General features: G+C 71.3%; 22 protein-coding genes. 9 read left to right on the top strand and 13 right to left on the bottom strand.

Translation table 11 applies throughout. From position 1 onward, the window contains the following. Positions 1-43: 43 nt before the first annotated feature. Together JQN83_RS14610 and JQN83_RS14605 are read right to left on the bottom strand one after the other, a co-directional pair. Positions 44-838 carry a TIGR04255 family protein gene (locus JQN83_RS14610; protein WP_208567694.1) on the bottom strand — a complete coding sequence of 265 codons (795 nt, stop codon included), beginning with the start codon at positions 836-838 and terminating at the stop codon, positions 44-46. A 681-nt stretch (positions 839-1,519) separates the two neighbouring features. Beyond that, positions 1,520-2,599 carry a helix-turn-helix domain-containing protein gene (locus tag JQN83_RS14605; RefSeq protein WP_208567693.1) on the bottom strand — a complete coding sequence of 360 codons (1,080 nt, stop codon included), beginning with the start codon at positions 2,597-2,599 and terminating at the stop codon, positions 1,520-1,522. Between the two features lie 345 nt (positions 2,600-2,944). Between JQN83_RS14605 and JQN83_RS14600 the strand changes: the two genes are divergently transcribed. After that, positions 2,945-4,147, top strand: coding sequence for a helix-turn-helix domain-containing protein (locus tag JQN83_RS14600; RefSeq protein ID WP_307799293.1), 1,203 nt, complete (start codon positions 2,945-2,947; stop codon positions 4,145-4,147). Between the two features lie 470 nt (positions 4,148-4,617). Here JQN83_RS14600 and JQN83_RS14595 read toward each other — a convergent pair whose 3' ends face one another. Further along, positions 4,618-5,445, bottom strand: a complete 828-nt coding sequence (locus JQN83_RS14595) for a LysR family transcriptional regulator (protein WP_208567691.1) — start codon at positions 5,443-5,445, stop codon at positions 4,618-4,620. 69 nt (positions 5,446-5,514) lie between these two features. On the opposite strand from JQN83_RS14595, the gene JQN83_RS14590 reads away from it, so the two are divergent. Both JQN83_RS14590 and JQN83_RS14585 read left to right on the top strand, forming a co-directional pair. After that, positions 5,515-6,246, top strand: coding sequence for an SDR family NAD(P)-dependent oxidoreductase (locus JQN83_RS14590; protein ID WP_208567690.1), 732 nt, complete (start codon positions 5,515-5,517; stop codon positions 6,244-6,246). 279 nt (positions 6,247-6,525) lie between these two features. Next, positions 6,526-7,206 (top strand): M23 family metallopeptidase, encoded by a 681-nt coding sequence (locus JQN83_RS14585; RefSeq protein WP_208567689.1) that lies wholly within the window; start codon positions 6,526-6,528, stop codon positions 7,204-7,206. Positions 7,207-7,342: 136 nt separating this feature from the next. Here the strand turns inward: JQN83_RS14585 and JQN83_RS14580 are convergent, their stop codons facing one another. Together JQN83_RS14580 and JQN83_RS14575 are read right to left on the bottom strand one after the other, a co-directional pair. Continuing rightward, positions 7,343-7,819, bottom strand: coding sequence for a hypothetical protein (locus JQN83_RS14580; RefSeq protein WP_208567688.1), 477 nt, complete (start codon positions 7,817-7,819; stop codon positions 7,343-7,345). 497 nt (positions 7,820-8,316) lie between these two features. After that, entirely contained in the window at positions 8,317-9,000 is a 684-nt protein-coding gene (locus tag JQN83_RS14575) for a histone deacetylase (protein ID WP_307799292.1), read from the bottom strand. Between the two features lie 174 nt (positions 9,001-9,174). On the opposite strand from JQN83_RS14575, the gene JQN83_RS14570 reads away from it, so the two are divergent. Further along, positions 9,175-10,596 (top strand): GGDEF domain-containing protein, encoded by a 1,422-nt coding sequence (locus tag JQN83_RS14570; RefSeq protein ID WP_307799291.1) that lies wholly within the window; start codon positions 9,175-9,177, stop codon positions 10,594-10,596. Positions 10,597-10,653: 57 nt separating this feature from the next. On the opposite strand, the gene JQN83_RS14565 is transcribed toward JQN83_RS14570, so the two are convergent. Both JQN83_RS14565 and JQN83_RS14560 read right to left on the bottom strand, forming a co-directional pair. After that, a complete protein-coding gene (locus JQN83_RS14565; protein ID WP_208567686.1) occupies positions 10,654-11,715 on the bottom strand; it encodes an aspartate-semialdehyde dehydrogenase in 1,062 nt (353 codons plus the stop codon). Between the two features lie 5 nt (positions 11,716-11,720). After that, on the bottom strand, positions 11,721-12,986 hold the full coding sequence (locus JQN83_RS14560) for an aspartate kinase (RefSeq protein ID WP_208567685.1): 1,266 nt from the start codon (positions 12,984-12,986) through the stop codon (positions 11,721-11,723). A gap of 243 nt (positions 12,987-13,229) precedes the next feature. On the opposite strand from JQN83_RS14560, the gene JQN83_RS14555 reads away from it, so the two are divergent. From JQN83_RS14555 to leuA, 3 genes are all read left to right on the top strand, one after another. Continuing rightward, a complete protein-coding gene (locus JQN83_RS14555) occupies positions 13,230-14,051 on the top strand; it encodes a hypothetical protein (protein WP_208567684.1) in 822 nt (273 codons plus the stop codon). A gap of 84 nt (positions 14,052-14,135) precedes the next feature. After that, positions 14,136-14,666: a nitroreductase family protein gene (locus tag JQN83_RS14550; RefSeq protein ID WP_208567683.1), complete on the top strand. Its 531-nt coding sequence runs from the start codon at positions 14,136-14,138 to the stop codon at positions 14,664-14,666. A 292-nt stretch (positions 14,667-14,958) separates the two neighbouring features. Then, positions 14,959-16,713, top strand: a complete 1,755-nt coding sequence (gene leuA / locus JQN83_RS14545; RefSeq protein WP_208567682.1) for a 2-isopropylmalate synthase — start codon at positions 14,959-14,961, stop codon at positions 16,711-16,713. Positions 16,714-16,786: 73 nt separating this feature from the next. Here the strand turns inward: leuA and JQN83_RS14540 are convergent, their stop codons facing one another. Further along, on the bottom strand, positions 16,787-18,250 hold the full coding sequence (locus JQN83_RS14540) for an MFS transporter (protein ID WP_208567681.1): 1,464 nt from the start codon (positions 18,248-18,250) through the stop codon (positions 16,787-16,789). A 107-nt stretch (positions 18,251-18,357) separates the two neighbouring features. Between JQN83_RS14540 and JQN83_RS14535 the strand changes: the two genes are divergently transcribed. Together JQN83_RS14535 and JQN83_RS14530 are read left to right on the top strand one after the other, a co-directional pair. Further along, positions 18,358-19,017 carry an HNH endonuclease family protein gene (locus JQN83_RS14535; RefSeq protein ID WP_208567920.1) on the top strand — a complete coding sequence of 220 codons (660 nt, stop codon included), beginning with the start codon at positions 18,358-18,360 and terminating at the stop codon, positions 19,015-19,017. Further along, positions 18,999-19,490 (top strand): hypothetical protein, encoded by a 492-nt coding sequence (locus tag JQN83_RS14530; protein WP_208567680.1) that lies wholly within the window; start codon positions 18,999-19,001, stop codon positions 19,488-19,490. The genes JQN83_RS14535 and JQN83_RS14530 overlap by 19 nt, the downstream gene beginning before the upstream one ends. Before the next feature lie 140 nt (positions 19,491-19,630). Here the strand turns inward: JQN83_RS14530 and JQN83_RS14525 are convergent, their stop codons facing one another. From JQN83_RS14525 to JQN83_RS14505, 5 genes are all read right to left on the bottom strand, one after another. Continuing rightward, on the bottom strand, positions 19,631-20,707 hold the full coding sequence (locus JQN83_RS14525; RefSeq protein ID WP_208567919.1) for an ABC transporter ATP-binding protein: 1,077 nt from the start codon (positions 20,705-20,707) through the stop codon (positions 19,631-19,633). Positions 20,708-20,871: 164 nt separating this feature from the next. Continuing rightward, a complete protein-coding gene (locus tag JQN83_RS14520) occupies positions 20,872-21,858 on the bottom strand; it encodes an ABC transporter ATP-binding protein (RefSeq protein ID WP_208567679.1) in 987 nt (328 codons plus the stop codon). A 127-nt stretch (positions 21,859-21,985) separates the two neighbouring features. Continuing rightward, positions 21,986-23,092 (bottom strand): ABC transporter permease subunit, encoded by a 1,107-nt coding sequence (locus JQN83_RS14515; protein WP_244252483.1) that lies wholly within the window; start codon positions 23,090-23,092, stop codon positions 21,986-21,988. Further along, the gene (locus JQN83_RS14510; protein ID WP_208567678.1) at positions 23,089-24,096 is read right to left on the bottom strand and encodes an ABC transporter permease; all 1,008 of its coding nucleotides are present in this window, start codon (positions 24,094-24,096) and stop codon (positions 23,089-23,091) included. The genes JQN83_RS14515 and JQN83_RS14510 overlap by 4 nt, the downstream gene beginning before the upstream one ends. Positions 24,097-24,195: 99 nt before the next feature. After that, positions 24,196-25,872 carry an ABC transporter substrate-binding protein gene (locus tag JQN83_RS14505; protein ID WP_208567677.1) on the bottom strand — a complete coding sequence of 559 codons (1,677 nt, stop codon included), beginning with the start codon at positions 25,870-25,872 and terminating at the stop codon, positions 24,196-24,198. Positions 25,873-26,517 lie beyond the last annotated feature (645 nt).

Below are 26,517 nucleotides of genomic sequence, written 5' to 3'. Positions count from 1 at the left end.
CCGAGCCAGGCCGTGCTGCTTGGCATGCGCGGCACTTCCATGACTAGGCACCCTCACTACGCAACCCCCACTTCGTCCTCATGTCGTCGTTGGTCAGTTCCAGGAACTTCCTAACAACAGCGTCGTGAGCAATTGCCAGCGATCGACTAATATTCGGGGAATCCTGGATAGAGATTGCCCCCTCAAGTTCTAGGGACGCACACGGGTCATCCCGATCTCGATCCCTGTCGAACGAAGGATCGACCATAATCGTTAAAGCTACATCTTCCTCAAGCTCGGGGGAGCAGTAGTGCAGTCGAAGGGCAGCCAATTCCGGTGGGTCCAATTGAGCCTGCAGGGTCTGCCAGTTGGTGAGAATGCCAGCAGCAAGACTCTCAGGCAAAACCCCTTCTATCAAATTCGTATAGGAGACGTAGATGTCGGTGGGTTTAACCTCTTGAGCAAGAGAACTTGAAACTGCTCGGCGAAACTCGCCGAATCGCAGCAACAGCTCCGCAGAAAGATCGTCGTAGCCAGGGTATGTCTTTGGCCCTTGATGGAAGCGCCACACGATACTGAATCGATCATTTTGAAGCTCGATGGTCTGATCACCCCGAGCGTTCGTAAAGGCCGTTAATGGCATTGGCCAAAAAGAATTTCCACCAAGGTACTGATGCATCGGCACATCACCGCGCAGAGGCGGGCGAGGCGGCACTTCGCTGACCTTTGGGTAAGAATCGTCCCAATCTACGCGGAGCTGCGCCAGATTGAGAGACTGCAATGTGGCGACTCGCTCGAAGAACACAGTGAGGCTCACTTCGCGGACGGGTGGCTCCTCGAAGCGGAGGTCACTTCCCATGTTGAGCGCTCCTACCTTAGACCTGCGGCTGTCACACACCCTAACGACCAAGCATAGTGGATGGTGTCCGCTACTTGTCTCGTCTTAGAAACGATGATCAGGCACATCGGAGATCATGACGAGCCTTCGGTCAAAGTCCCCTCAACGTGATCAAGCAGGGCGGTGGGGCGTCGTCGGGTGTACGCCCCGGTAGGCATAGGGGCTGGCCATCTGGCGCTAGACCGTTCCTAAGCCCCTGCTTTGAGGCTGGTGACGGCAAGGGGCCGGCACCCACGACAGCTTGCGACAGCGGCATACGAACGGCCGAGGTGGCGAACGCGGGACAGGCGAAACGCCCGGAACTAAGCGAGGGGTTGGCCCAAGCGGACTGACGAAGGTTCGGGTGCCTGGCTTCGCCGAGCAGATCGAGGCAGTCGAGGACGCTGGCTGACGGCTGGACCAGATGATCTTCCATCAAGATTCGAAAGACAAACCCGAACGTTGCTCCCATTTTAGGCATATATAGTCATTCGACGGCTGCAGAGCCGTCAGCGCGGCAAGGGTGGCAAGCTCGGTCTCTGAAGGCAGCAGAAACCTCGATCCAGCCGAACATCGAGGGATTGCGGTGCGCATCTGCCCGGCGGCCGATCCGCTACGATATGTCAGAAATCAGCAAACTTCGGTCCGCATCCCCAGCGGAGGTCAGGCTGGCTTGCGTGCTGCTCTCTCCACTTCTTGCAGCACCAGTCCGAGAGTTTGTGAGCGGCGGTCTGCTGGCAGCGTCGCCCATGCTCGTCGGGCATACGCCAGTCCCCCGGTTCGGTCCCCGGACTTGGCCATCATGAGGGCCCGGTGTAGCTCGATGTGGGTGGCGAACCGGGTCAGCGCTGGCGGCCGGAGCCGGTCGGCGTCGGTCTGGGCCTGCTCGCCGGGACCGACCATGCCGAGCCGGGCGTAGAGCATCGACCGGAAGGTGGCCATGCGCCAGGCAGGTACGGCGGCGTCGGAGATTTCACCGTCCGGTGAGGCTGTCTGGTTGAAGATCCGTCGTGCGTCCTCGTCGGCCGTGATGGCTCCGCCGATGTCGCCTCGCCCGGCGGCGACGTGTGCGCGGGCCATCAGCGCCTGGAGACGTCCGAGCGACGGACGGTCGGACAGGGCGATGGCCTCGTCGGCGTACCGCTTGGCGACCGGTAGGGCCGCGCCTTCGTAGGCCAGGGCGATGGCGGCCCGGCCACGTACCCAGACCCGGACAGCGAGGTCGCCGGAGCGGTCGGCGGCGATCCGGGCGGTGTCGTACCAGCCGATCGCCTCGGTCGGGTCCTTGGTGGTCTTGCCGTAGGTGGTGAGTGCGCGGGCGGCGGTCGCCCACATCGTCGGGGAGTCAAGCTGCTGTTGCAGGACGACAAGGTCACCGGCAAGCCTGCTCTGAAGGCTGTCCGCGCCGATCTCCATGTAGTCGCGGCCGTACTGCTCGACCCGGTCGCGCCAGCGGTCTTCGCTGTCCCGTCGGCCGGCGAGGGCTGCGGTGAAGCCGGATCGGATCAGCTCGTTGGCGGCGATCGGGCCGATGGTGGCGGCTTGGAGAAGGTGCCTGCGTCTCACGTCCGGGTCTCCCAACGCTCGCGCGTAGGCGAGCACGATGTCCGGCGTCGCGGTCCGACGTCCCGACTCGACGTTGCTCAGGTGCGAAGCCGAATAGCAGGTGCGGGCCGCGATGGAGGCCAGCGTCACGCCTGCCTCAGTACGAGCCTGCCTCAGTTGTGCGCCGAGGTCATCCATCGGAGCCCCCGTGAAAGGTCCTGAAAGCATCGAGCCACTTCCGAGCGTAGTCGTGGGATCACAAGAGTAGACACCGGACGTGGTCAGCGCGGCCGGTGCGACGACCGGGCTTGGCCACGTCGCCAGCCGGGCGCGGCGGCGGCGATCCCCCCGAGAGCAGTGTCGCCGCGCCCTCTCTAACGGTGGAGGCGGGAATGAGCGGCGACGTTCCGGACCAGTCCAGGGGCGAACAGATCCAGCAGGCGGAACGGGAAGCGGCTCGGCAGCGGATCCTCGCGCAGGCCGAGGCAGACCGGATACCGGCCGAGGAGACGGATCGTGCAGTGCCGGATCGACGGTGGCGTCGTGGACAGCGTTGACCTGTTACCGGTCGGTCGCCGGGTGGCGTACTGGCGGGGACGGCGGAAGCTCTCCCAGCAGGTGTTGGCCGATCGGCTGGGTAAGTCGAAGAGTTGGGTGGACAAGGTCGAGCGGGGTGTCCGGTCGCTGGACAAGGTGTCGACGCTCCAGGACATCGCCGCCGTCCTGCGGATCGAGCCGGGGGTGTTACTCGGCCGGCACGTTGAGCCGTCCAGGGTGACCGAGCGCGCCGAGCGTGTGGAACGGATCCGCGCGGCCCTGACGACGTACGAGATCGCTTTGGCGCGCCCGAACACCCGCCGACCGGTACTGACAGCGGAGAGGCTGGCCCGGGAGACCGCGCACGTGTGGACGGCCTTCCAGCACGCCCGCTACCCGCAGGTGATTGATCTGGTGCCGGAGTTGGTGGCCGACGCGCAGCGCACCCACGCCCACGATCCCCGCGCGGGGCGGGTGCCGCTGGTGGAGGCGTACCGGGTGACGGCGTCACTGCTGGTGAAGCTCGGTGCCTTCGATGTGGCGTGGTTGGCGGTCGACCGGGCGATGACCGCCGCCACTGGTAACCGGGTATTGGTGGCGGCCACTGCGGTGCAGCTCGGTCAGGTGTTGCGCGCCTCGGGACGGGCGCAGGTGGCGAAGTCGGTGATGCTGACCGCCGCGTACCGGATCGCCCCGCCCGTGATCGAGTGCGGCCCTCCTGCCGAGCTGTCTCTGTGCGGGACCCTGCTGGTGCAGGCTGCCCTGGCCGCCGCCTGCGCCGGGGACGACCGCACCGCCGCCGAGCTGGTCGACGAGGCTGCGGAGATGGCGGCGCAGGTAGGAGACGGTCACGACCATCACCGGACCGGGTTCGGGGCAACGGCGGTGGAGTTGGCCCGGATCATCGTGGCGGTGGAGTTGGGCGACGCGGAGACGGCCGTGGCCTGGCACAAGAAGGTGACCGTGCGGGATGGCTGGCGGTGGCTGCCCGCCGAACACCGCGCCGCGTACCTGATCGACGTTGCCCGCGCCTACCTCCAGGCCGACGACCCGGTCAAGGCCGGCCGGGTCCTGTTGGAGGCCCACCGGACCGCACCGGCCGAGATCCACCATCGACCAGCCGGCCGGGACATCCTCGCCCAGGTCGCCCGCGACCCCGACGCCCCGGCAACGATCACCCAACTCGTCGACATGCTCGGAACGGGTTGAACGGTGACCGGTCCCCACCTGTCCCTGGCACAGATCCGCAACCGGCTGATCCTCACCGCCCGTGCCGTCCTCCGCGATCACCAGCCCGGACCTGACGGCCGTTGTCCGATCTGCCGGGTCGCAGGCTGCCCGGTGGGGACCGCCGCCCGCAACGTCCTGCGCTCGGCGGAAGAAGTACAGCAGCGGAGTACAGCAACCGAACCGACCACACCCGACCCGGACGAGCCCCAGCAGGCCGGATGACCTCGGACAACACCCGATCCGACCGACCCGCCGCCAGTTCGGGACGAAGAGGTCGTCGGTTCGAATCCGGTCGCGCCGACATAGGCAAGAGGGCACCTGCGTCCTCTGGTGCTGCCGTACAGCAGTGACGTACAAGCGGGTCCGTGCGGCTGCGCGGGGTCGACGTGGTGCTGGACGCGGTCGGCGGGCGGGTGCTGCGCGTGTGTTGCTGCGGCGGTGAGCCGGTGTCAGGCGGTGACCACGGCGCGGACGAAGGCGGCGACCTCGCGCGACGTGCTGGTCTGCGACCAGGCGAGGACCAGGGTGGCCGGGTCGGCGTCCAGGACGGGGCGGCTGATCAGGCCCGGGGGTAGGTACTCGCCTACCGATTCCGGAACGACCGAGATCAGGCGGCCGAGCTGGATCAGGTGCAGCAGCTGGTTGCTGTCGGCGACCGGGTGGCCGGTGACGCCGGGGCGGGCTTCGGGCCAGCGGGGCATCGGCTCGCCGTGCAGATCGGCCATCGACACGGTGGCGCGTTCGGCGAGCCGGTGGCCCTTGGGCAGCAGCACGACCTGGCCCTCCGTGTGCAGGGCGTCGCTGTCCAGGCCGGTCAGGTCGTTCTGCGGCCGGTGCAGGAGGGCGAGGTCGGCCCGGCCGTCGCGGACCATGGCGGCGCGTTCGCCGACCCTGAAGGCGAGGTCGACCGGGACGGCGCCGGGAGATGCCGCGTAGCGGTCAAGGATGGTGCGCAGCAGTCCGGCGTCGCCGCCGGGTTTGAGGGCCAGGGTCAGGTGCGGGGTGGTTCTGGCGGCTTTTCGGGTACGCCGGATCGCCGCCTCGACCGCGTCGAGCGCGCTGCGGGCCTCGGTGAGCAGCACCTCGCCGGGCGGGGTGAGGTGGACCGCGCGGCTGGTGCGTTCCAGCAGCGTGACACCCATCCGGCGTTCGAGCAGGCGGATCGCTCGGGACAGGGGTGGCTGGGCGATGCCGAGGCGCTGTGCGGCGCGGCTGAAGTGCAGCTCCTCGGCGACCGCGACGAAGTAACGCAGTTCGCGCGTCTCGACGTCATCCATACCGCCAAGGTATCGCCACGGACCGGTTCGGTCCTGGTCCGCAGGCGCTGCCGGTGATGGGCTCGGGGCATGAGTGGAGCACGCATCGCGCTGGTGACCGGGGCGAACAAGGGGATCGGGCGGGCCGTCGCGGAAGGCCTCGCCGAGTTGGGGATCACGGTGCTGGTCGGTGCCCGGGATCCGGAGCGGGGAGCGGAGGCGGCGGGGAGGATCGAGGGCGCGTCGGCGATCCGGCTGGACGTGACCGATCCGGCCGGGGTCGCCGCTGCCGCCGAGGAGATCGGGGCCCGGTTCGGTCGGCTGGACATCCTGGTCAACAACGCGGGGATCGGCGGTGACCTGGCGGCGCAGGTGCCGGGGGCGGCCCGGCTGGACGGCATCCGGGAGGTGTTCGAGACGAACCTGTTCGGGGTGGTGACGGTGACCGAGGCGATGCTGCCGCTGCTGCGCCGCTCGGCCGGGGCACGGATCGTGAACGTGTCAAGTGGCACGTCGTCGATGGCGTGGATGACCGACGCGACCCACTATTTGAGCCGGATGCCGGCGTCGCTGGGTTATCCGGTGTCCAAGGCGGCGTTGAACATGCTGACCGTGCAGTATGCGAAGGAGCTGGCCGGGGACGGGATCCTGGTGAACGCGATCGCGCCGGGCGCGTGTGACACGGATTTCGCCAAGGGGCTGCCTTTTCAGCTGTCCCGGACGCCGGCCGAGGGCGCGGCGGTGGTGGTGCGGCTGGCCACGTCGGGGCGGGAGTGCCCCAGCGGCGGGTTCTTCGACGACGGCGGGAAGGTGCCGTGGTGAGACGGCTCCGCCGGGGCGGTGCGTCGGAGGACCGAGTCGGTCCGGCCGGCGTCGAGGGCGGTGGTCACGGCCGTTGTCCGACGGGCGTACCGCCGCAGGTCGACCATCCGTCAGGGCAGCGCCGGTCACCCACGAGCCGATATGACTGTCAGGCATGAATATGCCTGAGGGGCATGGAGCCCTCACCCGAAGACCGTCCACGCGCCCGCGTGGGGCGGGGAGTGGGAGGCGAGCGCGACGGTCCTAGAGTCGGTGGCCGGGAGACCGGGAAGGAGCCCGATGTCGATCCTCGATCCGGTCGTGCTCGCCCTGCCGTTCCGGGGCACCTGGCTGGTCCGCAACAGCCCCGCCCGGCGGGTGCCCAGCCACGGCACCGACCTCTTCGCCACCACGTACGCGATCGATTTCGTGGCGGTGCGGGGGCGGCGGACGGCGACCGTCCGGGACTGGCGGACGCTGCTGGCGACCGAGCCGCCGCAGCAGTTCCTGGCCTTCGGGCGGCCGATCCTCGCCCCCGCCGCCGGGCGGGTGGTGGCGGTGCACGACGGGGAGGTCGACCACGAGGCCCGCCGGTCGCCGACGACGCTGCTGGCCTACGCGCTGACCCAGGCGGCCCGGGTCCGCCGGGGCGCGGGCGCCGTCGCCGGCAACCACGTGATCGTCGAGCTGGCCGGCGGCCGGGGGTACGTCCTGCTCGCCCACCTGCGCGCCGGGTCGGTCCGGGTGGCGGTGGGTGACCCGGTCGACGTCGGGCAGGAGTTGGCCGACTGCGGCAACTCGGGGAACTCCACCCAGCCGCACCTGCACCTGCAGGTGATGGACGCCGCCGACCCGTACGCCGCCCGGGGTTTGCCGATGGCCTTCCGGCACTACCGGTCGTGGCGGCGGCCGGGTGACCCGCCGGTCGAGGTCGACCGGGGCGTCCCGGGCGAGGCGGCGGTGGTCGAGCCGGCGCGGTGACCACCCCGGGCGCGGTGGCGTCCGCCGCCCGGCGCGACCCGACGACCCGGTCCTCCTGGCAGGGTGTACGGCATGGCTGCGCTGCGCCTGAGCTGCCCACCCTGCCGGGCGGGCGGCGTCGTGCCCGCCGGCAGGCTCAGTCGTCGTGGCGTTCGGTGCGGGCGACCTCGGCGAACGCCGCCTCCAGGCACCCGGCGAACGGGACCCCGGTCACCGTGAGCAGGTCGACCACCAGCAGCGGCGCGTGGCCGGCGACGGCGACCGGGTCGGGCGGGGTGTCGTCGTCGCCCGGGTCGTAGACGCCGAGCGCCCCGGCCAGCAGGACCAGCATCACGTGCGGGTCGACGTCGGGTCGCCAGGTGGCGGCGGACCGGACGCAGCGTTCCAGCACCTGCCGCACGTCGTCGCTGTCGAGCCCGTCGGGGTGCGCCTGCTCCAGCAGGAGCCGGACCACCCCGCCGAGGACCAGCCCGGCGCGGTCGGCACCGGCGAGCCGGGGCACCGCCCGGTCGTACGCCGCGCCGTCGCGGGCCTGGGCGGCGTCCACCGCCTCGGTGGCGGCCACCGCGATCTCGCGGGCCGGGGCGGGCAGGTGTCGCCAGGTCACCGTCACCGGGCCAGCATGGCAGAGCCGACCGACACCGCACCCGCCCGGACCACCCACCGCCCGCCGGCCACCTGTCGATCCGAGACGCCCCCGGGGTCGGAGCCGGATCCCGGATCACGAGGCGGAACCAGGGTCGGCGGCGGAAAGGGGTCCCGAGGCGGGAGCGGGACGGAACCGGGTCGGGGTGGAAACGGGTCGACCGCCCCGGGGTGGGACGGCGGCTCCCGGTGCGAGGAGTCGCCGGCCGTTCACCCGGGACGGTCGGACGGTGGCCGGCGATCGCCCCTCCGCGCGCCGGTCACCGTGGGTGCTCCCGTACGGACCGTCACCAGGCCCCCGGTGATCGGCGGGTACGTGTAGCTGCCCTTGCTCCCGTCGGTGACGCCGTCATGAGGACGTCGACCACGGAGAGTGTGCGCCGAGGCTATAGGTGCCGGACGACAACTGTTAAATCGAAAAGCGCCGCGCCGGCAAACAGATCCGCCAGGCCCGGCAGTGGAGCCCTAATGGCGATCATGGGTGGCGCGATGGTCCGACGGGGGCGTCCCTTCCACCGATCCACACTCGTCCGCCGGGTGGATCAGGGCGACCAGTCGGTGCCGGGTCCAGTGCCCGGCCACCCCCGGTCGGGCGGCCAGGTGGTCGATCGTCTCGGCCGGCGACCAGCCGTGCGCCTCCCGCAGCCCGTCGGCGATCATCCGCAGGTAGACGGGGGCGGGCGGGGTCCAGGTCACGTCGGCGGCCCGCCACGGCGCGGTGAAGGTGAGCATCGGCAGCCCGTCGGCGGTGCCGACCCGCAGCAGGGTCTCGTAGCGCCCCGGGCCGAGGGTGGCCCGGCCGTCGGCCACCGCCTCGTCGAGGGCGGGCAGGTCGTCGCCGGGCGGGCGGTACATCTCCTGCGCCGCGAGGTCGGCGAACTGCGCCCGGGTGAGCAGGTAGCCCCGGGCCGCCGCGACGCCAGGCAACTCCGGGTCGTAGAAGGCCATCCCGCCGGTCCAGGCCCGGGACTCCCCGGCGAAGTAGATGCCACCCGGGATCAGCACCGGTCGCGTCCGGCGCGGTGGTCGGCAGTCCCGACAGCCGGGGTACGACCGCAGCCCGCCGGGCGGCCGACCCCCGGCGAGGTACCAGCCGAGCCGGGCGGCGTGCAGGTTCGACCCGTAGGCGACGTACCAGAGCAGCTCCACCCGGCCCCTTCCGACGCCTCCGGGCCTCCCACGCTATCGCCCACAGGCCCTGTCCACACCCTGTGGATGAAACATGTGTACGAACGAAGTGATCTTAGTGTGACCGCCTCCTTCCCGCTGAGTACGCTTGATTGCAGCCCCCGGCACCCGTCGGGCCTTCTCACCTGGAAAAACGTGGATCACGAGCGAGTCGTCCGGGACGTCACGGTCCGCCTGCCGATGGCGTCGACCGCTGCCGAGGCGTGCCGGTGGACGGTGACCGCGCTCGCCCGGTACGTCCCCGCCACGATCTCCGTCCTGCTCCAGGCACACGACCGGCTCCGTTGCATCGCCGCGACCGGCGCCTGGCAGGTGTTCTCCACCGTCGCCCCCAAGTCGGGCATCGTCGGCCGGGTGTACGCCGGCGGCGAGGGCGCCACCGTCGACGACGTCACCACCGACCCCGACTACCTGCCGTTACGCCCCGACGTCACGGCCGAGGTCTGCGTGCCGGTGCGGGACCCGGCGGGGCGGGTGATCGGCGTGCTCGACCTCCAGTGGAGCGGGCCGGTCGAGCTGGCCCCGTGGCGGGAGACGGCTGAACGCCTCGCCGAGCGCCTCGGGGCCCGGATCGCGGCGCTGGGCGGGCCGCCCGCCGAGAGCCGCAGCGAGAAACTGCTCCGGCACGCCACCGCGATGACCTCGGCGCCCACCGACTGGGATCTGATGGCCGCCGCGCTCACCGCCGCCCGGGAGGTCTCCACCCTCTCCACCGCAGTGCTGGTGCTCGCCGGTCGGCACGGTCCCCGGGTCGGCGCACCCACGACGGTCCCCACCGAGTGGGAGTCGCGGATCCGGGCCGCTCTCGCCGACGCCCCGGCCGCGCAACTCGACCGGCTCGTCGCGCGGGCCCACCGGTACGGCGCGGCGTACACGCTGGGTGAGGTGGGGTGCCCGCCCACCGAGGAACATCTCGCGCTGGCCCGTGCCGGGGTGCGCACCCTGGTGTCGGTGCCGGTCGGTCCGCCGGACGACGGTGGGGTGCTGCTGGTCGCCGACGAACGGTTGCTGCGCCCCGACCCGACCACGGTCAACCTGATGGAGTTGCTCGCCGGGCAGGCGTGGGCCGCCCTGGAGCGGCTGCGCACCCTGGCCCAGCTGCGGGAGCAGGCCAGCCTGGACCCGCTCACCGGGCTGCGGCACACCGGCACGTTCGGGCGGCGGATCGCGGCGGCCGCCCCCGGGCGTACCGCACTGCTCGCCATCGACGTGGACGGTTTCAAGACCGTCAACGACACCTACGGTCACCAGGCCGGGGACCGGTTGCTGGTGGGGCTGGCCCGGGCCCTGGAGGCGGCGCTGCGGCACGGCGACGAGCTGTACCGCACCGGCGGCGACGAGTTCGTCGCGGTGATCGAGGTGGCGCACCCGGACGAGGCGGTCCGGATCGCCGAGCGGCTCACCGAGGCGGCCCGGCGCACCGGCCGTACGATCAGCGTCGGTGTGGCCCTCCCCCACCCCGGTGAGGCGGCCGACCGCACCCTGCACCGCGCCGACCAGGCCCTCTATGCCGCCAAGCACCGGGGCCGGGACCGCGTCCACCTGTCCACCGGCTGACCAGTTGGCGGGCTGGCCCGTCCGCTTCAGCTCGGACGGGACCGCCCGACCGGTCGGTCAGGGGCGGGAGCGGGGTTTTACCACGAGTTCGGCGACCTGTGCGGTGTTGAGGGCGGCGCCCTTGCGGAGGTTGTCGCCGGTGACGAAGAAGTCGAGGGCGCGCGGGTCGTCGACGGCCCGGCGGATCCGGCCGACCCAGGAGGGGTCGGTGCCGACCGCGTCGATGGGCATCGGGAACTCACCGGCGGCCGGGTCGTCGACCAGGATCACGCCGGGGGCGTTGCGCAGCGCCTCCCGGGCCCCCTCCGCGTCGACCTCGGTGGCGAAGACGGCGTGCACCGCGACCGAGTGGCCGGTCACCACCGGCACCCGTACGCAGGTGGCGGAGACCTTCAGGTCGGGCAGACCGAGGATCTTGCGGGACTCGTTGCGGACCTTCATCTCCTCGGAGGACCACCCGTCGTCGGCCAGCGACCCCGCCCACGGCACCACGTTCAACGCCAGCGGCGCCGGGAAGGGCCCCAGGTCGTCGCCGACCGCCTGCCGGACGTCACCGGGCCGGCAGCCGAGCACCCGGTCCCCGGCGATCTTGCCGAGTTGCCGGTGCAGCGCGTCCACCCCGGCCTGGCCCGCCCCCGACACCGCCTGGTAGGACGCGAGCACCAGCTCCCGTAGGCCGTACTCGCGGTGCAGCGGGGCGATCGCCACGATCATGGTCAGCGTGGTGCAGTTGGCGTTGGCGATGATCCCCCGGGGGCGGTGGTCCACCTGCTCCGGGTTGATCTCGGGCACCACCAGCGGGACGTCCGGGTCCATCCGGAACGCGGCGGAGTTGTCGACGACCACCGCTCCCCGGTCGACCGCGATCGGCGCCCACCGCGCCGACACCTCGTCGGGCACGTCGAAGACCGCCACGTCGACCCCGTCGAACGCCTCCGGGGTGAGTGCGCCGACGGTCAACTCCTCACCCCGGCAGCGCACCTTCCGCCCGACCGAGCGGGCCGAGGCGAGCAGCCGGATCTCTCCCCAGACGTTGCGCCGGGCGGAGAGCAGGTCACACAGCACGGTGCCGACAGCCCCCGTCGCCCCGACCACGGCCAGGGTGGGCTGCGGTGCCACCGGGGCTACCGTCCTGTTCCCGCGTACACCACGGCTTCGGAGTCGCCGCCCAACTCGAACTGGTCGTGGATGGCCCGGACCGCCCGGTCGAGGTCGGTGTCCCGGCAGACCACGGAGACCCGGATCTCCGAGGTGGAGATCATCTCGATGTTGACGCCGGCCGCGCCGAGGGCGGCGAAGAACCCGGCCGCCACGCCCGGGTGCGACCGCATGCCCGCACCGATCAGCGACACCTTGCCGACGTGGTCGTCGTAGAGCAGGCCCTTGAACTTGACCGGCTCCTGGATCTTGCTGAGCGCGGCCATCGCCGTCGGGCCGTCGGCCTTGGGCAGGGTGAACGAGATGTCGGTACGCCCGGTGCCCTCGGTGGAGACGTTCTGCACGATCATGTCGATGTTGATCTCGGCACCGGCCACGGTGTCGAAGATGCTGGCGGCCGCGCCCGGCTCGTCGGGCACCCCGACGATCGTGATCTTCGCCTCGCTGCGGTCGTGGGCGACCCCGGTGATCAGTGCCTGTTCCACGGGAAGGTCCTCCATCGATCCGGTGACCATGGTGCCGGTGTTGGTCGAGTATGACGAACGGACGTGGATCGGCAACCCCGCCCGGCGGGCGTACTCCACGCTGCGCAGGTGCAGCACCTTGGCGCCGCAGGCGGCCAGCTCCAGCATCTCCTCGTAGGTGATGTGCCGGATGTGCCGGGCGTTGGGCACGATCCGCGGGTCGGCGGTGAAGACGCCGTCCACGTCGGTGTAGATCTCGCAGACGTCGGCGTACAACGCGGCGGCGAGCGCCACGGCGGTGGTGTCCGAACCACCCCGGCCCAGGGTGGTGACGTCCTTGGTGTCCTGCGAGACGCCCTGGAAGCCGGCCACGATCACCACCGCCCCCTCGTCGAGCGCGCCCTTGAGCCGCCCGGGGGTGACGTCGATGATCCGCGCCCGACCGTGCGCCGAGGTGGTGATCACCCCGGCCTGCGAACCGGTGAACGAGCGGGCCTCGTACCCCAGGTTGTGGATCGCCATGGCGAGCAGCGCCATCGAGATCCGCTCCCCGGCGGTGAGCAGCATGTCCAGCTCACGCCCCGGCGGCAGCGGGCTGATCTGGTTGGCCAGGTCGAGCAGCTCGTCGGTGGTGTCGCCCATGGCGGAGACCACCACCACGACGTCGTCACCGGCCTTGCGGGCGGCGACGATCCGCTCGGCGACCCGCTTGATCCGCTCGGCGTTGGCGACGGAGGACCCGCCGTACTTCTGCACCACGAGTGCCACGACGGCGCACTCCCTCCCAGCGACGACCCTGAGCGTGCCGACGCCGCCGGCTGAAGTCCGGCGGCGCGTGTCAGACCTCCCCAGGGTATCGGGCGGTACGCGAGAGCGGGTCAGGTGATCCCACCATCCGGCGCGGGCGGGCGATCCGGACGGGCATTTCCCGTGCGGCGGCGCCGACACGCCGACCCGGCGACCCGTGGGCGCGGGGCTGCCCGCGACGGCCGCCCGGCGCAGAATGACCCGGTGCAAGCCCACCCCCGCACGGCCCGCCGGTCGATCGTCGTCCCGGCCCCGTCCCGGCCGACGCTGCCGGCTCCGCTGCTGCTGGTGCTGCCCGTGTTGCTGGTGTTGCCGGCCGGCTGCGCCGCCGACGGCCCGACCGCACCGCCGACCGCGGCCCCCTCCGATCCCGCGCCGGCCGTGGCGGACACCGCCCGGGACGAGCTGGCCGCGTTGGCCGCCGCCGCCCGGGACCGGCACCTGACCGCCCGCTACACCCTGTCCGGCACCGACGGCCCGACCCGTGACATCACGGTGGTCAGCGCCACGGACGGCAGCTGGCGGGTGGACGTGCCGGGAGGCGCACTCGGCGGTACGGCCGACGTCGCGCTCGCCGCCACCCCGGACGGGCTCTTCCAGTGCGGGCTGCCGTCGGCCGGCCGTCCCGGGCCGGCGAGCTGTGTACGGCTCGGCGGGCGCGACGATGCGGTGCCGCGCCCGCTGGACCCCCGGGTGCAGCACCCGTTCACCGACTGGTTGGCGGTGCTCACCGACCGGCGTAGCGCACTGTCGGTCTCGGTGGCGACGGCCCCGCCCGGGGTGCCCGGGAGCTGCTACGCGGTGGAGAGCACCGCCGCCTCGCTGACCCCACCGCTGGACGTGGGGATCTACTGCTACCAGCCGGACGGTACGCCCACCTTCGTCCGGGCGGCACTGGGCACGTTGACCCTGGCCGGCCCGCCCGGGCCGGCGCCGGACACGGTGCCGCTGGCGGGGCCGGTGGTGACCGGGGAGCCGCTGGGGCAGCAGGCGGAGCAGCCCTCCCCGAGCCCGGGAACGTCCTGACCCGTTAAGGCGTTACGGGTGCTCTTGACCACATTTGCCAGGGCAACGAAAGTGGTCAAAAAGCTCATACGGGATTCTCTTCGCATGGCTGATCTCACTCCGCTGCTCGCCTACCGGTGGAGCCCCCGGGCGTTCCACCCGACCGCCGAGCTGACCGGCGACGAGGCCGCGTCCCTGCTGGAGGCCGCCCGCTGGGCCCCGTCGGCCGGGAACGCCCAGCCGTGGCGGTTCGCCCTCGGCCACCGCGACGACGAGACCTGGAAACGCATCCTGGTCAGCCTCACCGAGGCCGACCAGGGCTGGGCCCGGCACGCCGCCGCGCTGGTGGTGGGCGCGCACACCGGCGGCGACCCGGAACGGCACGCGTACGACCTGGGCCAGTCGATCGCCCACCTGACCGTCCAGGCCACCGCCCTCGGCCTGTACACGCGCCAGATCCGCGACCTCGACCGGGCCGCGCTCGCCGCCGACCTGGACCTGCCGCCGGGGGTCCGCCCCCTGGTGGTGACCGCCGTCGGCCGGCTCGGCGACCCGTCCACGCTGCCCGAGGAGTTGCTGCGCCGGGAGACCGCCCTGCGGCACCGGCACCCCGTCCACGCCCTGCTGCTGAGTTGACGGGTCACCGCCGGACCGGTGCCGATCCCGGCGGGTGCGATGCGGATCTCAGAGTCCGGACCGACCTTCCCACCCCCCGTCTCATCACGTAGGGTCACTCTGTCATGTGGCAGGCGTACCTTCTCCTTGGTCGCCGCGACGGGGCCTGACCGGCCGGCACCCCGTCGCGGAGTCGAACCGCGCCGTCCAGCAGATCCGAACTTCTCTCGGCACCCGTCCGGGCATCGCCGCCCGACCCCTGCCGACATCATTCGCAATGCTGACGCCACCTGACCCACGGGAGCACTCCGTCATGGCTCAACCTGTCACCACCGACGCCGAAGCCGATCAGATCGCCCGGCAACGTCCCAGCCGGATGCCGTACCAGCGCTACGAGCCCTACCACCAGCAGTTCCGGATCGACCTGCCGGACCGCACCTGGCCGACCCGGCACGTCGAGGCCGCCCCCCGCTGGTGCGCGGTCGACCTGCGCGACGGCAACCAGGCCCTGATCGACCCGATGTCGCCGGAACGCAAGCGGCGGATGTTCCAGCTGCTGGTGCAGATGGGCTACAAGGAGATCGAGGTCGGCTTCCCGTCGGCCAGCCAGACCGACTTCGACTTCGTCCGGCAGCTCATCGAGCAGGACCTGATCCCCGAGGACGTCACCATCCAGGTGCTCACCCAGTGCCGGGAGCACCTGATCGAGCGGACCTTCGAGTCGCTGCGCGGCGCACGCCGGGCCATCGTGCACTTCTACAACTCCACCTCCACCCTCCAGCGTCGGGTGGTCTTCGGCCTGGACCGCGACGGCATCGCCGACATCGCCACCCAGGGCGCCCGGTTGTGCCGCAAGTACGCCGAGATCCACACCCCGGACACCGACATCTACTACGAGTACTCGCCCGAGTCGTACACCGGCACCGAGCTGGAGTACGCGGTGGAGGTGTGCGCCAAGGTCATCGAGGTGATCGACCCCACCCCGGACCGCAAGCTGATCATCAACCTGCCGGCCACCGTCGAGATGGCCACCCCCAACGTCTACGCCGACTCGATCGAGTGGATGCACCGGCACCTGCCCCGCCGGGACAGCCTGGTGCTGAGCCTGCACCCGCACAACGACCGGGGCACCGGGGTCGCCGCCGCCGAGCTGGGCCTGCTGGCCGGCGCGGACCGGATCGAGGGCTGCCTGTTCGGCAACGGCGAACGCACCGGCAACGTCGACCTGGTGACGCTGGGGCTGAACCTGTTCTCCCAGGGCATCGACCCCATGATCGACTTCTCCAACATCGACGAGGTCAAGCGGGCCGTCGAATACTGCAACCAGCTCCCCGTACACGAGCGCCACCCGTACGCCGGCGACCTGGTCTACACCGCCTTCTCCGGCTCCCACCAGGACGCCATCAAGAAGGGCTTCGACGCGCTGCACCGCGACGCCGAGGCGGCCGGGGTGCCGATCGACGAGTTCACCTGGGCGGTGCCCTACCTGCCGATCGACCCGAAGGACCTGGGCCGCACCTACGAGGCGGTCATCCGGGTCAACTCGCAGTCCGGCAAGGGCGGCGTGGCGTACATCATGAAATCCGAGCACCAGCTGGACCTGCCGCGCCGGCTCCAGATCGAGTTCTCGGGCGTCGTGCAGCAGGTCACCGACCACGACGGTGGCGAGGTCGAGCCGGGCACCATGTGGCAGATCTTCGCCCGCAACTACCTGCTCGACCACCAGGTCGACCCGGCCGTCACGCTGACCGGCTACACGATCGGCACCGTCGACGGCAAGGTCGAGATCGAGGCCCAGGTGGTCGTCGACGGCGCGGCGCGCACCCTCACCGCCGTCGGCAACGGCCCCATCGACGCGTACGTCAACGCGCTCCAGTCGGTGGGGGTGGCCGTACGCGTGCTGGACTACCACGAGCACGCCCTCTCCTCAGGTGGCGACGCCCAGGCCGCCGCCTACGTGGAGTGCGACATCAACGGCCAGACCGTGTGGGGCGTCGGCACCGACCCCAACATCGTCACCGCCTCCATCAAGGCCGTCACCAGCGCCGCCAACCGCACCCGGCACTGATCGCACGCCCGTACGCCGGCCCGGGGCCGGTGGTCACCGCCGGACGATCCCGGACGACCACCGGCCCCGGCCGCTACCCGCGCCGGGGCGACGGCCCGGTGCGACCCGGCGCGTGGTCCGGGGACGGCGGGCGGTGGACCAGCAGGGCGGCCAGCAGCGCACCGCCGAGCAGCAGGCCGGCACACCAGGCCATCGCCCCCCGGAACGCGTCGGTCAGCGCACCGGCCTGCTCGTAGCCGGTACCGGACAGACCCACCAGCAACGGCAACGCGGCCACCGCGAGCAGGCCGCCGGTGCGCGACGCGGCGTTGTTGAAGCCGCTGGCCACCCCGGCGAACCGGTCCGCCACGGCAGCCAGCACCGACGCGGTCAACGGCGCCACCACCAGGGTCAGCCCGATCCCGAACAGCAGCACCCCGGGCAGCACGTCCCACCAGTACGACGCCCCCGGCCCGACCCGGCGCAGCAGCAACAGCCCGCCCGCGGCGACGACCGGGCCGACGGTCAGCAGCAGCCGGGGGCCGATCCGCGCCGACAACGCCCCGGCCCGCGCCGAACCGAGCAGCAGCAGCACCGTCATCGGTACGGTGGCCAACCCGGTCCGCAGCGCCGACCAGCCGACGACGTTCTGCAGGTAGACGGAGAGGAAGAAGGTGAACCCGCTCAGCGCGGCGTAGACCAGCACGGTGAAGACGTTCAGCACCGAGAAGAGCCGACTGCCGAAGATCGTGGTGGGCAGCATCGCCCCCTCACCCCGGTGCCGTTCCAGCAGCACGAAGGAGACCGCGGCGAGGACACCGGCACCGGCGGCCAGCGGCACCGACCAGGAGCCGACCCCGCGTACCGGGGCGTCGATCAGGGCGTAGGTGAGCCCGCCCAGCGCCAGCGCGCCGAGCAACGCCCCGGCGATGTCGAACCGTCGGCCGGCACTGCGGGAGACGTTCTCGTCGCGGCTCTCCGGCACCCAGCGCATCGCGGCCAGCAGCACGCCGACCGCGAGCGGCAGGTTGATGAAGAAGATCCACCGCCAGGAGAGCGCGTCGATCAGCCAACCCCCGACGAACGGGCCGAGCGCGGTGGACACGCCGGACAGCCCGGACCAGGTGCCGATCGCCCGGCCCCGGTCGTCCGGGTGGAAGCTCGCCTGGAGCACCGACAGCGACCCGGGGGTGAGCAGCGCCCCGCCCGCACCCTGGAGGAACCGGGCGGCGATCAACTGGTTGGTGTCCTGGGCGAGCCCGCACAGTACGGAGGCGACCGCGAACCAGACCACCCCGATCAGGAAGATCCGCCGCCGGCCGAACCGGTCCCCGAGCGACCCGCCGAGCAGGACGAAGGCCGCCAGCATCAGCGCGTAGCCGTTGACCGTCCACTGGAGACCGGCCACGGTGGCGTCGAGGTCCGCACCCAGGCGGGGTAGTGCCACGTTGACCACGGTGCTGTCCAGGAACACCATGCCGGAGGCGAGGATCGCGGCGAGCAGCGTCCCCCGCCCGGCTGTGGTACGGATACGGAGCGCGTGAGCCGGTGCCGTCATGGGTACCAATCTGCACGCCCACATCCGGAGACGCCACGAAATGCGGAAACCGTGCTTGGGTACTGTGCGGGATCGCCGGAAGCCCGCAAGCTGGAGAGGTGTCGTCTGTGCGTACCAGATCAGGAGGCCGCGCGGCGGTGGCGGCGGCCCTTGCCGCGCTGCTCGCCCTCGGCGCGGGTGGTTGTGACGTCTCGGTGGCCGAGCCGGAGGCGCCACCCGGCAACTCCGGCAACGTCGGTGAGCAGCTCGCGGAGCTGACCGTCGCCGAGGCCGGTTCGATGAAGGGCTACAGCCGCGACCGCTTTCCGCACTGGCGGGACACCGGCAAGAACTGCGACGTCCGGGACAGCGTGCTCCAGCGGGACGGGAAGGACATCCGCCTCTCCGGCTGCAACGTGGTCGGCGGGCGGTGGGAGAGCGTCTACGACGGTCGGACCTTCACCGACCCCTCCGACGTGGACATCGACCACATGGTGCCGTTGGCCAACGCGTGGCGTTCCGGCGCCGACGAGTGGGACGACGCCAGGCGGGGTGACTTCGCCAACGACCTGACCCGCCCGCAGCTCTTCGCGGTCTCGGCCAGCTCCAACCGGTCCAAGGGTGACCAGGACCCGTCGCAGTGGAAACCGCCGAACCGCGCCTACTGGTGCACGTACGCGGAACACTGGGTAGAGGTCAAGCACCACTGGAAGTTGACGGTGACCAGCGCCGAGAAGGCCGCCATCACCGACATGTTGGGAGGGTGCACATGGGCGGGCAAGCGCTGACACCGACCGGCCCGGGCGGTGCCGACGCCGGGGCCGCCCCGGCCGGGGCGGCAACGACCGGAGCCGGGGCGGCACCCGAGGGGGCGGCACCGGCCGGCGACGGGGTCGACGGGGGCGGGGCCGCAGCGGCGGCCACCGCCGGGATGACCGCCGACGGCCGGGCCGCCGGCTCGGCCGAGGTGCCCGGCGCGGGGATGACCGCCGACGCGGGCGGCGACGGTACGCCCCGCGAGCTGACCGCCGACCTGGTCGCCGGCCCCGGTGGGGTGATGACCGACGAGGTCGGTGTGGTGACCGGTGAGCTGACCCTGAAGTCCCGGTACGCCGACGGCCAGGTCACCCTCGCCGTCCAGTACAAGGACGCCGACGAGTGGTACGCGGTGACGGGCGGGACCGCCAAGCTGGCCGACCCGGCCGGCCTGGACGCCGTACACACCATCGCGGTGGCCCTGCTGCACCGCCCCGAGGGCTGACCCGGCACCGCAGCGGTCCGGTCGGCGTCGCCGGGGATCACCGCCGCTGCGGCGGCCCGCACCCGTCCCGCCGGCCGCCCGATCGGCGTGGCGCGTGACGAGGCCCCTTCCCGTACCCGGGAAGGGGCCTCGTCAGGTGCTCACAGGGTGGGGATCAGCTCACCGGTGTCCCCCGGCGCCCCGCCGTCGTCCGGCCGGACCAGCTCCGGCGCCACGTCGTGCGGGCGGAGCCGCCCGGCGGCGATGTCCTCGGCGAAGTGGCAGGCCACCCGGTGCCCGCCCACGACGTCCCGCAGCGCCGGCCGCTCGTCGGCGCAGCGGGTCGGCTGCGCCCACGGGCACCGGGTGTGGAACCGGCAGCCGGCCGGCGGGTTGGTGGGCGACGGCAGGTCACCGGCGAGCAGGATCCGCTCCCGCCGGTCCTCCACCAGCGGGTCCGGCACCGGCACCGCCGACATCAACGCCCTGGTGTACGGGTGCATCGGCTCCCGGTAGAGGTCGTCGCTGGACGCCTCCTCCACCAGCCCACCCAGGTACATCACCCCGACCGTGTCGGCGATGTGCCGGACCACCGCCAGGTCGTGCGCGATGATCAGGTACGTCAGCCCGCGCTCGTTCTGGAGGTCCTCCAGCAGGTTGAGCACCTGGGCCTGGATCGACACGTCCAGGGCGGAGACGGGTTCGTCGGCGACGATCAGATCCGGGTCGAGGACCAGTGCGCGGGCGATACCGATGCGCTGGCGCTGCCCGCCGGAGAACTCGTGCGGGTACTTGCTCAACGCCGAGGCGGGCAGCCCGACCGCCTTCAGGGTGTCCCGCAGCCGCCGGCTCGTCGCCTCCTTGTCGTCGGCCAGCCCGTGCGCCTTGAGCCCCTCCACCAGCAGCGACTCCACCGACTGCCGGGGGTCCAGGCTGGACAACGGGTCCTGGAAGATCATCTGCATCCGGCGGCGGGCCTTGCGCATCGACTCGCCCTTGAGCGCGCGCACGTCGGCACCGTCGAAGACGATCTCACCGTCGGTCGGCTCGACCAGCCGCAGCAGGCCCCGGCCGAGCGTCGACTTGCCGCACCCCGACTCGCCCACCAGGCCGTACGTCTCACCCGCGTTGATCGACAGTGAGACGCCGTCGACCGCGTAGACGTAGCCGACGGTACGGTCGAAGAGCAGGCCACTCTTGATCGGGAAGTGCACCTTGACGTCGCGCAGCTCGATCAGCGGCCGCCCCTGCCCGGCCCCGGCGTCGCCCGGCGCGGTGGTCGTCCCGGCCTCCGTTCCCGGCAGCCCGGTCGCGGCGTCGTCCGTCCCCACCCGCCCGGTCGCGGCGTCGTCCGTGGCCGACCGCTGGGTCGCGGCCTCGTTCTCCGGTCCGGTCCGTTCGGTCACGGCACCGCCACCTCCTCCGAAACAGGGTTGTTGCACCGCAGGTCGCCGCCGGTGGCGGTGGGCTCCAACGGGGGCGGGCCGTCCAGGCAGGCGTCCACCACGTTGTCGCAGCGCGGCGCGAAGGCGCAGCCCTCGACCCACGGGATGTTGTCGGCCACCGACCCCCGGATGGCGTGCAGCCGCTCGCCCCGCGGCGAGTCGAGCCGGGGCACCGAGCTGAGCAACCCGTGCGTGTACGGGTGCCGGGGCCGGGCGAACAGCTCGTGCCGGGCGGCCCGCTCCACCACCCGGCCGCCGTAGAGCACGTTGACCGTGTCGCAGAGACCGGCCACCACCCCGAGATCGTGCGTGATCATGATGAGCGCGGTGCCGGTCTCGTCGACCAGCTGCTTGAGCAGGGTGAGGATCTGCGCCTGGATGGTGACGTCCAGCGCGGTCGTCGGCTCGTCCGCGATCAGCAACCGGGGCTTGCAGGCCAACGCGATGGCGATCAGGGCCCGCTGCCGCATCCCACCGGAGATCTGGTGCGGGAACTCCGTCAGCCGGCGGTCCGGGTCGGGGATGCCGACCGCGTCGAGCAGCTCCCGGGCCTCCCGCAGCGCCTTGCGCCGGTCCATCCCCCGGTGCCGCTCCAGCACCTCGGCCACCTGCACCCCGATCGGGATGACCGGGTTCAGCGAGGACAGCGGGTCCTGGAAGATCATGCCGATGTCCCGGCCCCGCCGGTCCCGCAGGTCGTCCGGGCGCAGCTTGAGCAGGTCGGTGCCCTCGAACAGCACCTCGCCGGTGACCCGGTTGCCCCGCTTCGGCAGCAGCCCCATGATGGCCAGGCTGGTCACGCTCTTGCCGCAGCCGGACTCGCCGACCAGGCCGACCGTCTGCCCCGGTTCCACCGTGAAGCTGACCTGGTCGACCGCCGCGAACGGCCGCTCGCCCCGGCGCTGGAACACCACGCTCAGATCGCGTACGTCGAGCAGGCTCATCGGGTCACTTCCTCACTGTGCTGGTCGTTCGCTCCCGGCTGCGGTCGCCGGCCCACCGGGTGACCGCCCGGCCCGGGACCGCCGGCCCCCGGTCGGGCGGGTCGCACACCGACCTGCCGCACCGCCGTCACCGCCGGTTCTTCGGGTCGATCGCCTCGCGCATCGCCTCACCGAGCAGGGTGAAACCGAGCGCGACCACGATGATCGCGAGCGCCGGATAGTAGGCCAGCTCGGGGCGGACCTCGAAGTAGCGCTGGCCGTCCACACCCAGCATCAGCCCCCACTCGGCCCGGTTGATGTCCGGGTCGCCGAGGCCGAGGAAGGACAACGCCGCCGCGTCCAGGATCGCCACCGCGAAGGTCAGGGTGGCCTGCACGATCACCGCGGTCAGCGAGTTGGGCAGCATGTGCCGCAGGACGATGTTGCGCTCCTTGACGCCCAACGCCCGCGCGGCGAGCACGTGGTCGCTCTCCCGCTGGGCGAGCATCGAGCCGCGCAGCAGCCGGGCGAAGATCGGCACGCTGACGATCGCCACCGCGAAGATGACCGTCCACTGGCTCGACCGGCTGGCCATCGCGACCAGGGTGATCGCCAGCAGCAGGCTGGGCAGCGCCAGCATCACGTCGGTGAGGCGCATCAGCACCACGTCGACCCAGCCGCCGAAGGCACCGGCCACCGCACCGAGCAGTACGCCCAGGGTGAGGCCGATCAGGGTGGCGAGCACGCCGACGAAGAGGGTCTGCCGGCTGCCGTGGATCATGCGGGAGAAGAAGTCCCGACCGAGCGGGTCCGAGCCGAACGGGTGCCCGGCGGTGGCGCCCGGGATGCTGTCCACGGTCAGGTCCCGGGTCAGCTCGTCGAACCGCTGCACCGGGTCGTGCGGGGCGATCAGCGGCGCGAAGATCGCCACCAGCACGAACAGTCCGACGATGACGGCACCGACGATGGCCACCGGGTTGCGGCGCAGCCGGCGCAGCGCGTCCCGGTAGAGGCTGACCCCGCCCGGGTCCGCGGTCGCCCGCGCCAACTCGTCGAGCCGGGCCCGCTTACGGTCGCCGAGCCGACCGATGCTGCGCTCCCGCCGCTGTGCCGGGCTGTCGCCGGGCTGGCCGGTCGGGTTCTCGCCGGGCTGGCCGGGCTGGCCATCGGCGGCCGGGCCCTCGGCGGGCTGGTCGGTGGGGGTGTCGCCGGTGCGGGGCTTGCCCACGCCGGGGCGGGTGGTCGGGTCACTCATCGCACACGCACCCTCGGGTCGATGAACGCGTAGGAGAGGTCGACCAGCAGGTTGACCAGTACGAAGACCAACGCGGCGAGCAGGATGATCGCCTGGAGCACCGGATAGTCCCGGCCGCCGCTGATCGAGTCGGTGATCAGGGTGCCGAGGCCGCCCCAGTTGTAGACCTTCTCGGTGAGCACCGCGCCGGAGAGCAGCGCGCCCGTCTGCAGACCGATGGTGGTGACCACCGGCAGCAGGGCGTTGCGCAGGATGTGCCGGCCCCGGATGGTGCGGTGCCGCAGGCCCTTCGCCTCGGCGGTCCGCACGTAGTCCTCGTTGAGTACGTCGAGCACGCTGGCCCGGGTGATCCGGACGATCACCGCCAGCGGGATCGTGGCCAGCGTGACCGCCGGCAGGATCAGGTGCCAGAGCGCGTCGGCGCTGGCGTCGAACTCCCGGGTGAGCAGGCCGTCCAGGACGTAGAACCCGGTCACGGTGGTGTTGTCCATCCCGGTGCTGATCCGCCCGGACGGCGGGAACCAGTGGATGTCCTGGGTGAGCACGTCCTTGAGCAGGTAGCCCAGGAAGAAGATCGGGATCGAGATGCCGAGCAGGGTGCCGGCGATGGTCAGGTTGTCGAGGAGTCGGCCCCGGTAACGGGCGGCGAGGTAGCCCAGCGGCACGCCCAGGCCGACCGCGATGATCATGGCGGCGACGGCCAGTTCGATGGTGGCCGGGAAGGCGCGGGCGATGACGTCGGTGACCGGGTCACCGGAGCGGATCGAGTTGCCCAGGTCCCCGGTGATGACCCGCTGCATGAACTTGCCGTACTGCACGAGGATCGGCTGGTCGTAGCCGAGGGCCTTGATCAGCAGCGCTCGCCGCTCCGGGGTGGCCCGCTCGCCGAGCAGCGCCTCGACCGGCCCGCCGGGCAGGTTGCGCAACCAGACGAAAATCAGCGCGGACAGCGCTATCAGCGTCACCACCAGCTGCAGCAGGCGGCGGACTATGACTCGCAACATCTCTCACACACCAGACTCTCGATGTTCGCGGCATCGGCCCGGGCCGGCACTTGCTCCCGACCCGGGCCGATGCACGCCTACGGCGTCAGCCGACGGACGTCACTTGCTGACGCTGACCGTGTTGAAGCGCTCGTCGGTCAGCGGGCTGGCGACCAGCCCCTGCACGTCCTTGGTGACGACGATGGCCGGCGGGGCGTGCCAGACCGGCACGGCCGGCAGCCACTTGGCGGCGATGTCGCGGTTGACCTGCTCCCAGGCCGCCTTCTTGCCCGCCTCGTCGACGGTGCCGTCGGCCTTGGCGATCGCGTCGAACATCTCGGTCATGGCCTGGTCACCGAACTCGACCTTGCCCCGGCCGAAGAAGGTGCCGACGAAGTTGCCCGGGTCGTTGTAGTCACCGGTCCAGCCGAGGATGTGCAGGTCCTGCTTGCCGAACTGCTGCACGTCGTCCTTGAAACCACCGTTCCACGGACGCGGCGTGCCGTTGACCTTGATGCCGACGGCCTGCAGGTCGTTGGCCAGGACGGTGAAGATCTCCTGCGGGTTCGGCATGTACGGCCGGGAGACGTCCGGCGGGTAGTAGAAGTTGAGGGTCAGCCCCTCGGCACCGGCCTCCTTGAGCAGCTGCTTGGCCTTGTCCGGGTTGTACTCGTACTTCTGCACGTCCGGGGCGTAGCCGAGCACGGTGTCCGGCATGAACTCGTCGGCGACCTTGGTGCCACCAGGGCCCTTGGTCTGCACGAGCTGCTGACGGTTGAGGGCGTAGGCGATCGCCTGGCGTACCCGCAGGTCCTTCAGCTTGGGGTTCTTCTGGTTGATGCCCAGGTAGAGGATGTTGAACGCCGGGCGGTCGAGGACCTGGAAGCCCTCACCGGACAGCGCCTTGCGGTCGGCCGGAGCCGGGAAGTCGATGCCCTGGACGGTGCCCGCGCGCAGCTCCTGCTTACGGGTGTTCTCGTCCTTGATCACCTTGATGATGACCTTGTCGACCTTGGCCTTCTCGCCCCAGTAGTCGGGGTTGCGGTTCAGGGTGATCTCGTTCTTGGCCTTGTCCCAGCCGCCGAACGTGAACGGGCCGGTGCCGACCGGGGTGGTGGTCGCGAACGAGCTGTACTCGAAGGAGTCGCCGTTCTGCTTGACCGTGTCGGCGTCGCCCTTCTTGAGGGCCTCCGGGCTGGCGATCGAGAGCGCGGTCAGCGCGAACGCGCCGGGGAACGCACCCTTGTACTGGTTGAGGGTGACGACGGCGGTGCCCTCGTCCTTGGCCTCGCACTTGTTGTAGAGCGCCTGGCCGGCACCCTCGGCCTCGTTCTTGGCGAACCCGCCGAAGACGTCCTGGTAGTAGATCATCTGCGACTGGGCGGCGGCGCCCTTCATGTTGTACCAGCGGTCGAAGTTGTAGCAGACCGCGGCCGAGTTGAAGGGGGTGCCGTCGTGGAACTTCACGCCCTGGCGCAGCTTGAAGGTCCAGACCTTGCCGTCGGGGTCGTGCTCCCAGCTCTCGGCCAGGCCACCCACCAGGTCAGCCGTGCCCGGCTTGTGCTGGATCAGCGTGTCGTACATCTGCCGGACCGGCCGGAACGACTCACCGTCGTCGTTGAAGATCGGGTCGAAGTTCTTCGGGTCACCGGCACCGGCGAAGATGAAGGTGCCGCCCGTCTTGGCCTCGCCACTGCTGTCATCGCCGCGGTCGCTCTCCGCACAGCCGGCCGCGCCGACCGCCAGGGCTGCAACGGCCACGAGGCTCACGGCCGTCCTTAGCCTTCTCGCCTGCATCTCTCACCTCTGTCATCCGCCTGAACAACGCCGGTCCATGGCTCGGTCCGTGAGCGGGAGGCTATGACACGTCACACCGAAGCGGAACGCCCGTTAGGCAATCGCTATCAAGCCGACACCAAGCGCAAGGTCTGACACCGCCGGATCTCCCGACAAACAGGACTGTCACAGCGGTACCTCGGGGATATGTCCGCAACCGCCCGGACCATCCGAGTCCGCGGTCGTTCCCGGTCACCCGCCGGCACCGGCCCACCCGACCGCCTCCCGCAGCCCGGTCGGCGGGGCACCGGTCGGGGACCGTAACGGCCGTCGTGCGCGCCGTGTCCGGTTCCGGGAGTACGCTGCGCGCCCGCCCGGGCGGTCTGCGTGTCATGGGGTCGACGTCCCGTGACCGGCGGCACCCCCGGGCCGGAATCCGGGCCGGCCCGGAGGCGTTACACCCTGCGTACGACCGCAGCAGCACCCCCGACGGCCCGGCCCGACGCCCCCCGGCGGAATGAGCGGGCACCGACGGTCGTTACACCCCCACGGACGACCGCAGCACCACCCCCGACCGGCCCGCCCCCGCATCCGTGCGGGAATGGCCCCGGCACCCCGGTCGTTACACCTTTCCCCGGCACGAGCGGCCCACCTCCCCGGCCGGGA

Source organism: Micromonospora antibiotica (genome assembly GCF_017599305.1).
GTDB lineage: Bacteria > Actinomycetota > Actinomycetes > Mycobacteriales > Micromonosporaceae > Micromonospora > Micromonospora antibiotica.
The sequence above is the reverse complement of the archived record's forward strand: the minus strand, read 5'-3'. Positions and strand labels throughout refer to the sequence as shown.

Excerpts from the sequence above, each read along its gene's own strand:
- JQN83_RS14610 (WP_208567694.1), bottom strand. The coding sequence starts at position 838 with ATGGGAAGTGACCTCCGCTTCGAGGAGCCACCCGTCCGCGAAGTGAGC.
- JQN83_RS14605 (WP_208567693.1), bottom strand. The coding sequence starts at position 2,599 with ATGGATGACCTCGGCGCACAACTGAGGCAGGCTCGTACTGAGGCAGGC.
- JQN83_RS14595 (WP_208567691.1), bottom strand. The coding sequence starts at position 5,445 with ATGGATGACGTCGAGACGCGCGAACTGCGTTACTTCGTCGCGGTCGCC.
- JQN83_RS14590 (WP_208567690.1), top strand. The coding sequence starts at position 5,515 with ATGAGTGGAGCACGCATCGCGCTGGTGACCGGGGCGAACAAGGGGATC.
- JQN83_RS14585 (WP_208567689.1), top strand. The coding sequence starts at position 6,526 with ATGTCGATCCTCGATCCGGTCGTGCTCGCCCTGCCGTTCCGGGGCACC.
- JQN83_RS14550 (WP_208567683.1), top strand. The coding sequence starts at position 14,136 with ATGGCTGATCTCACTCCGCTGCTCGCCTACCGGTGGAGCCCCCGGGCG.
- leuA (WP_208567682.1), top strand. The coding sequence starts at position 14,959 with ATGGCTCAACCTGTCACCACCGACGCCGAAGCCGATCAGATCGCCCGG.
- JQN83_RS14540 (WP_208567681.1), bottom strand. The coding sequence starts at position 18,250 with ATGACGGCACCGGCTCACGCGCTCCGTATCCGTACCACAGCCGGGCGG.
- JQN83_RS14530 (WP_208567680.1), top strand. The coding sequence starts at position 18,999 with ATGGGCGGGCAAGCGCTGACACCGACCGGCCCGGGCGGTGCCGACGCC.
- JQN83_RS14520 (WP_208567679.1), bottom strand. The coding sequence starts at position 21,858 with ATGAGCCTGCTCGACGTACGCGATCTGAGCGTGGTGTTCCAGCGCCGG.
- JQN83_RS14515 (WP_244252483.1), bottom strand. The coding sequence starts at position 23,092 with ATGAGTGACCCGACCACCCGCCCCGGCGTGGGCAAGCCCCGCACCGGC.
- JQN83_RS14510 (WP_208567678.1), bottom strand. The coding sequence starts at position 24,096 with ATGTTGCGAGTCATAGTCCGCCGCCTGCTGCAGCTGGTGGTGACGCTG.
- JQN83_RS14505 (WP_208567677.1), bottom strand. The coding sequence starts at position 25,872 with ATGCAGGCGAGAAGGCTAAGGACGGCCGTGAGCCTCGTGGCCGTTGCA.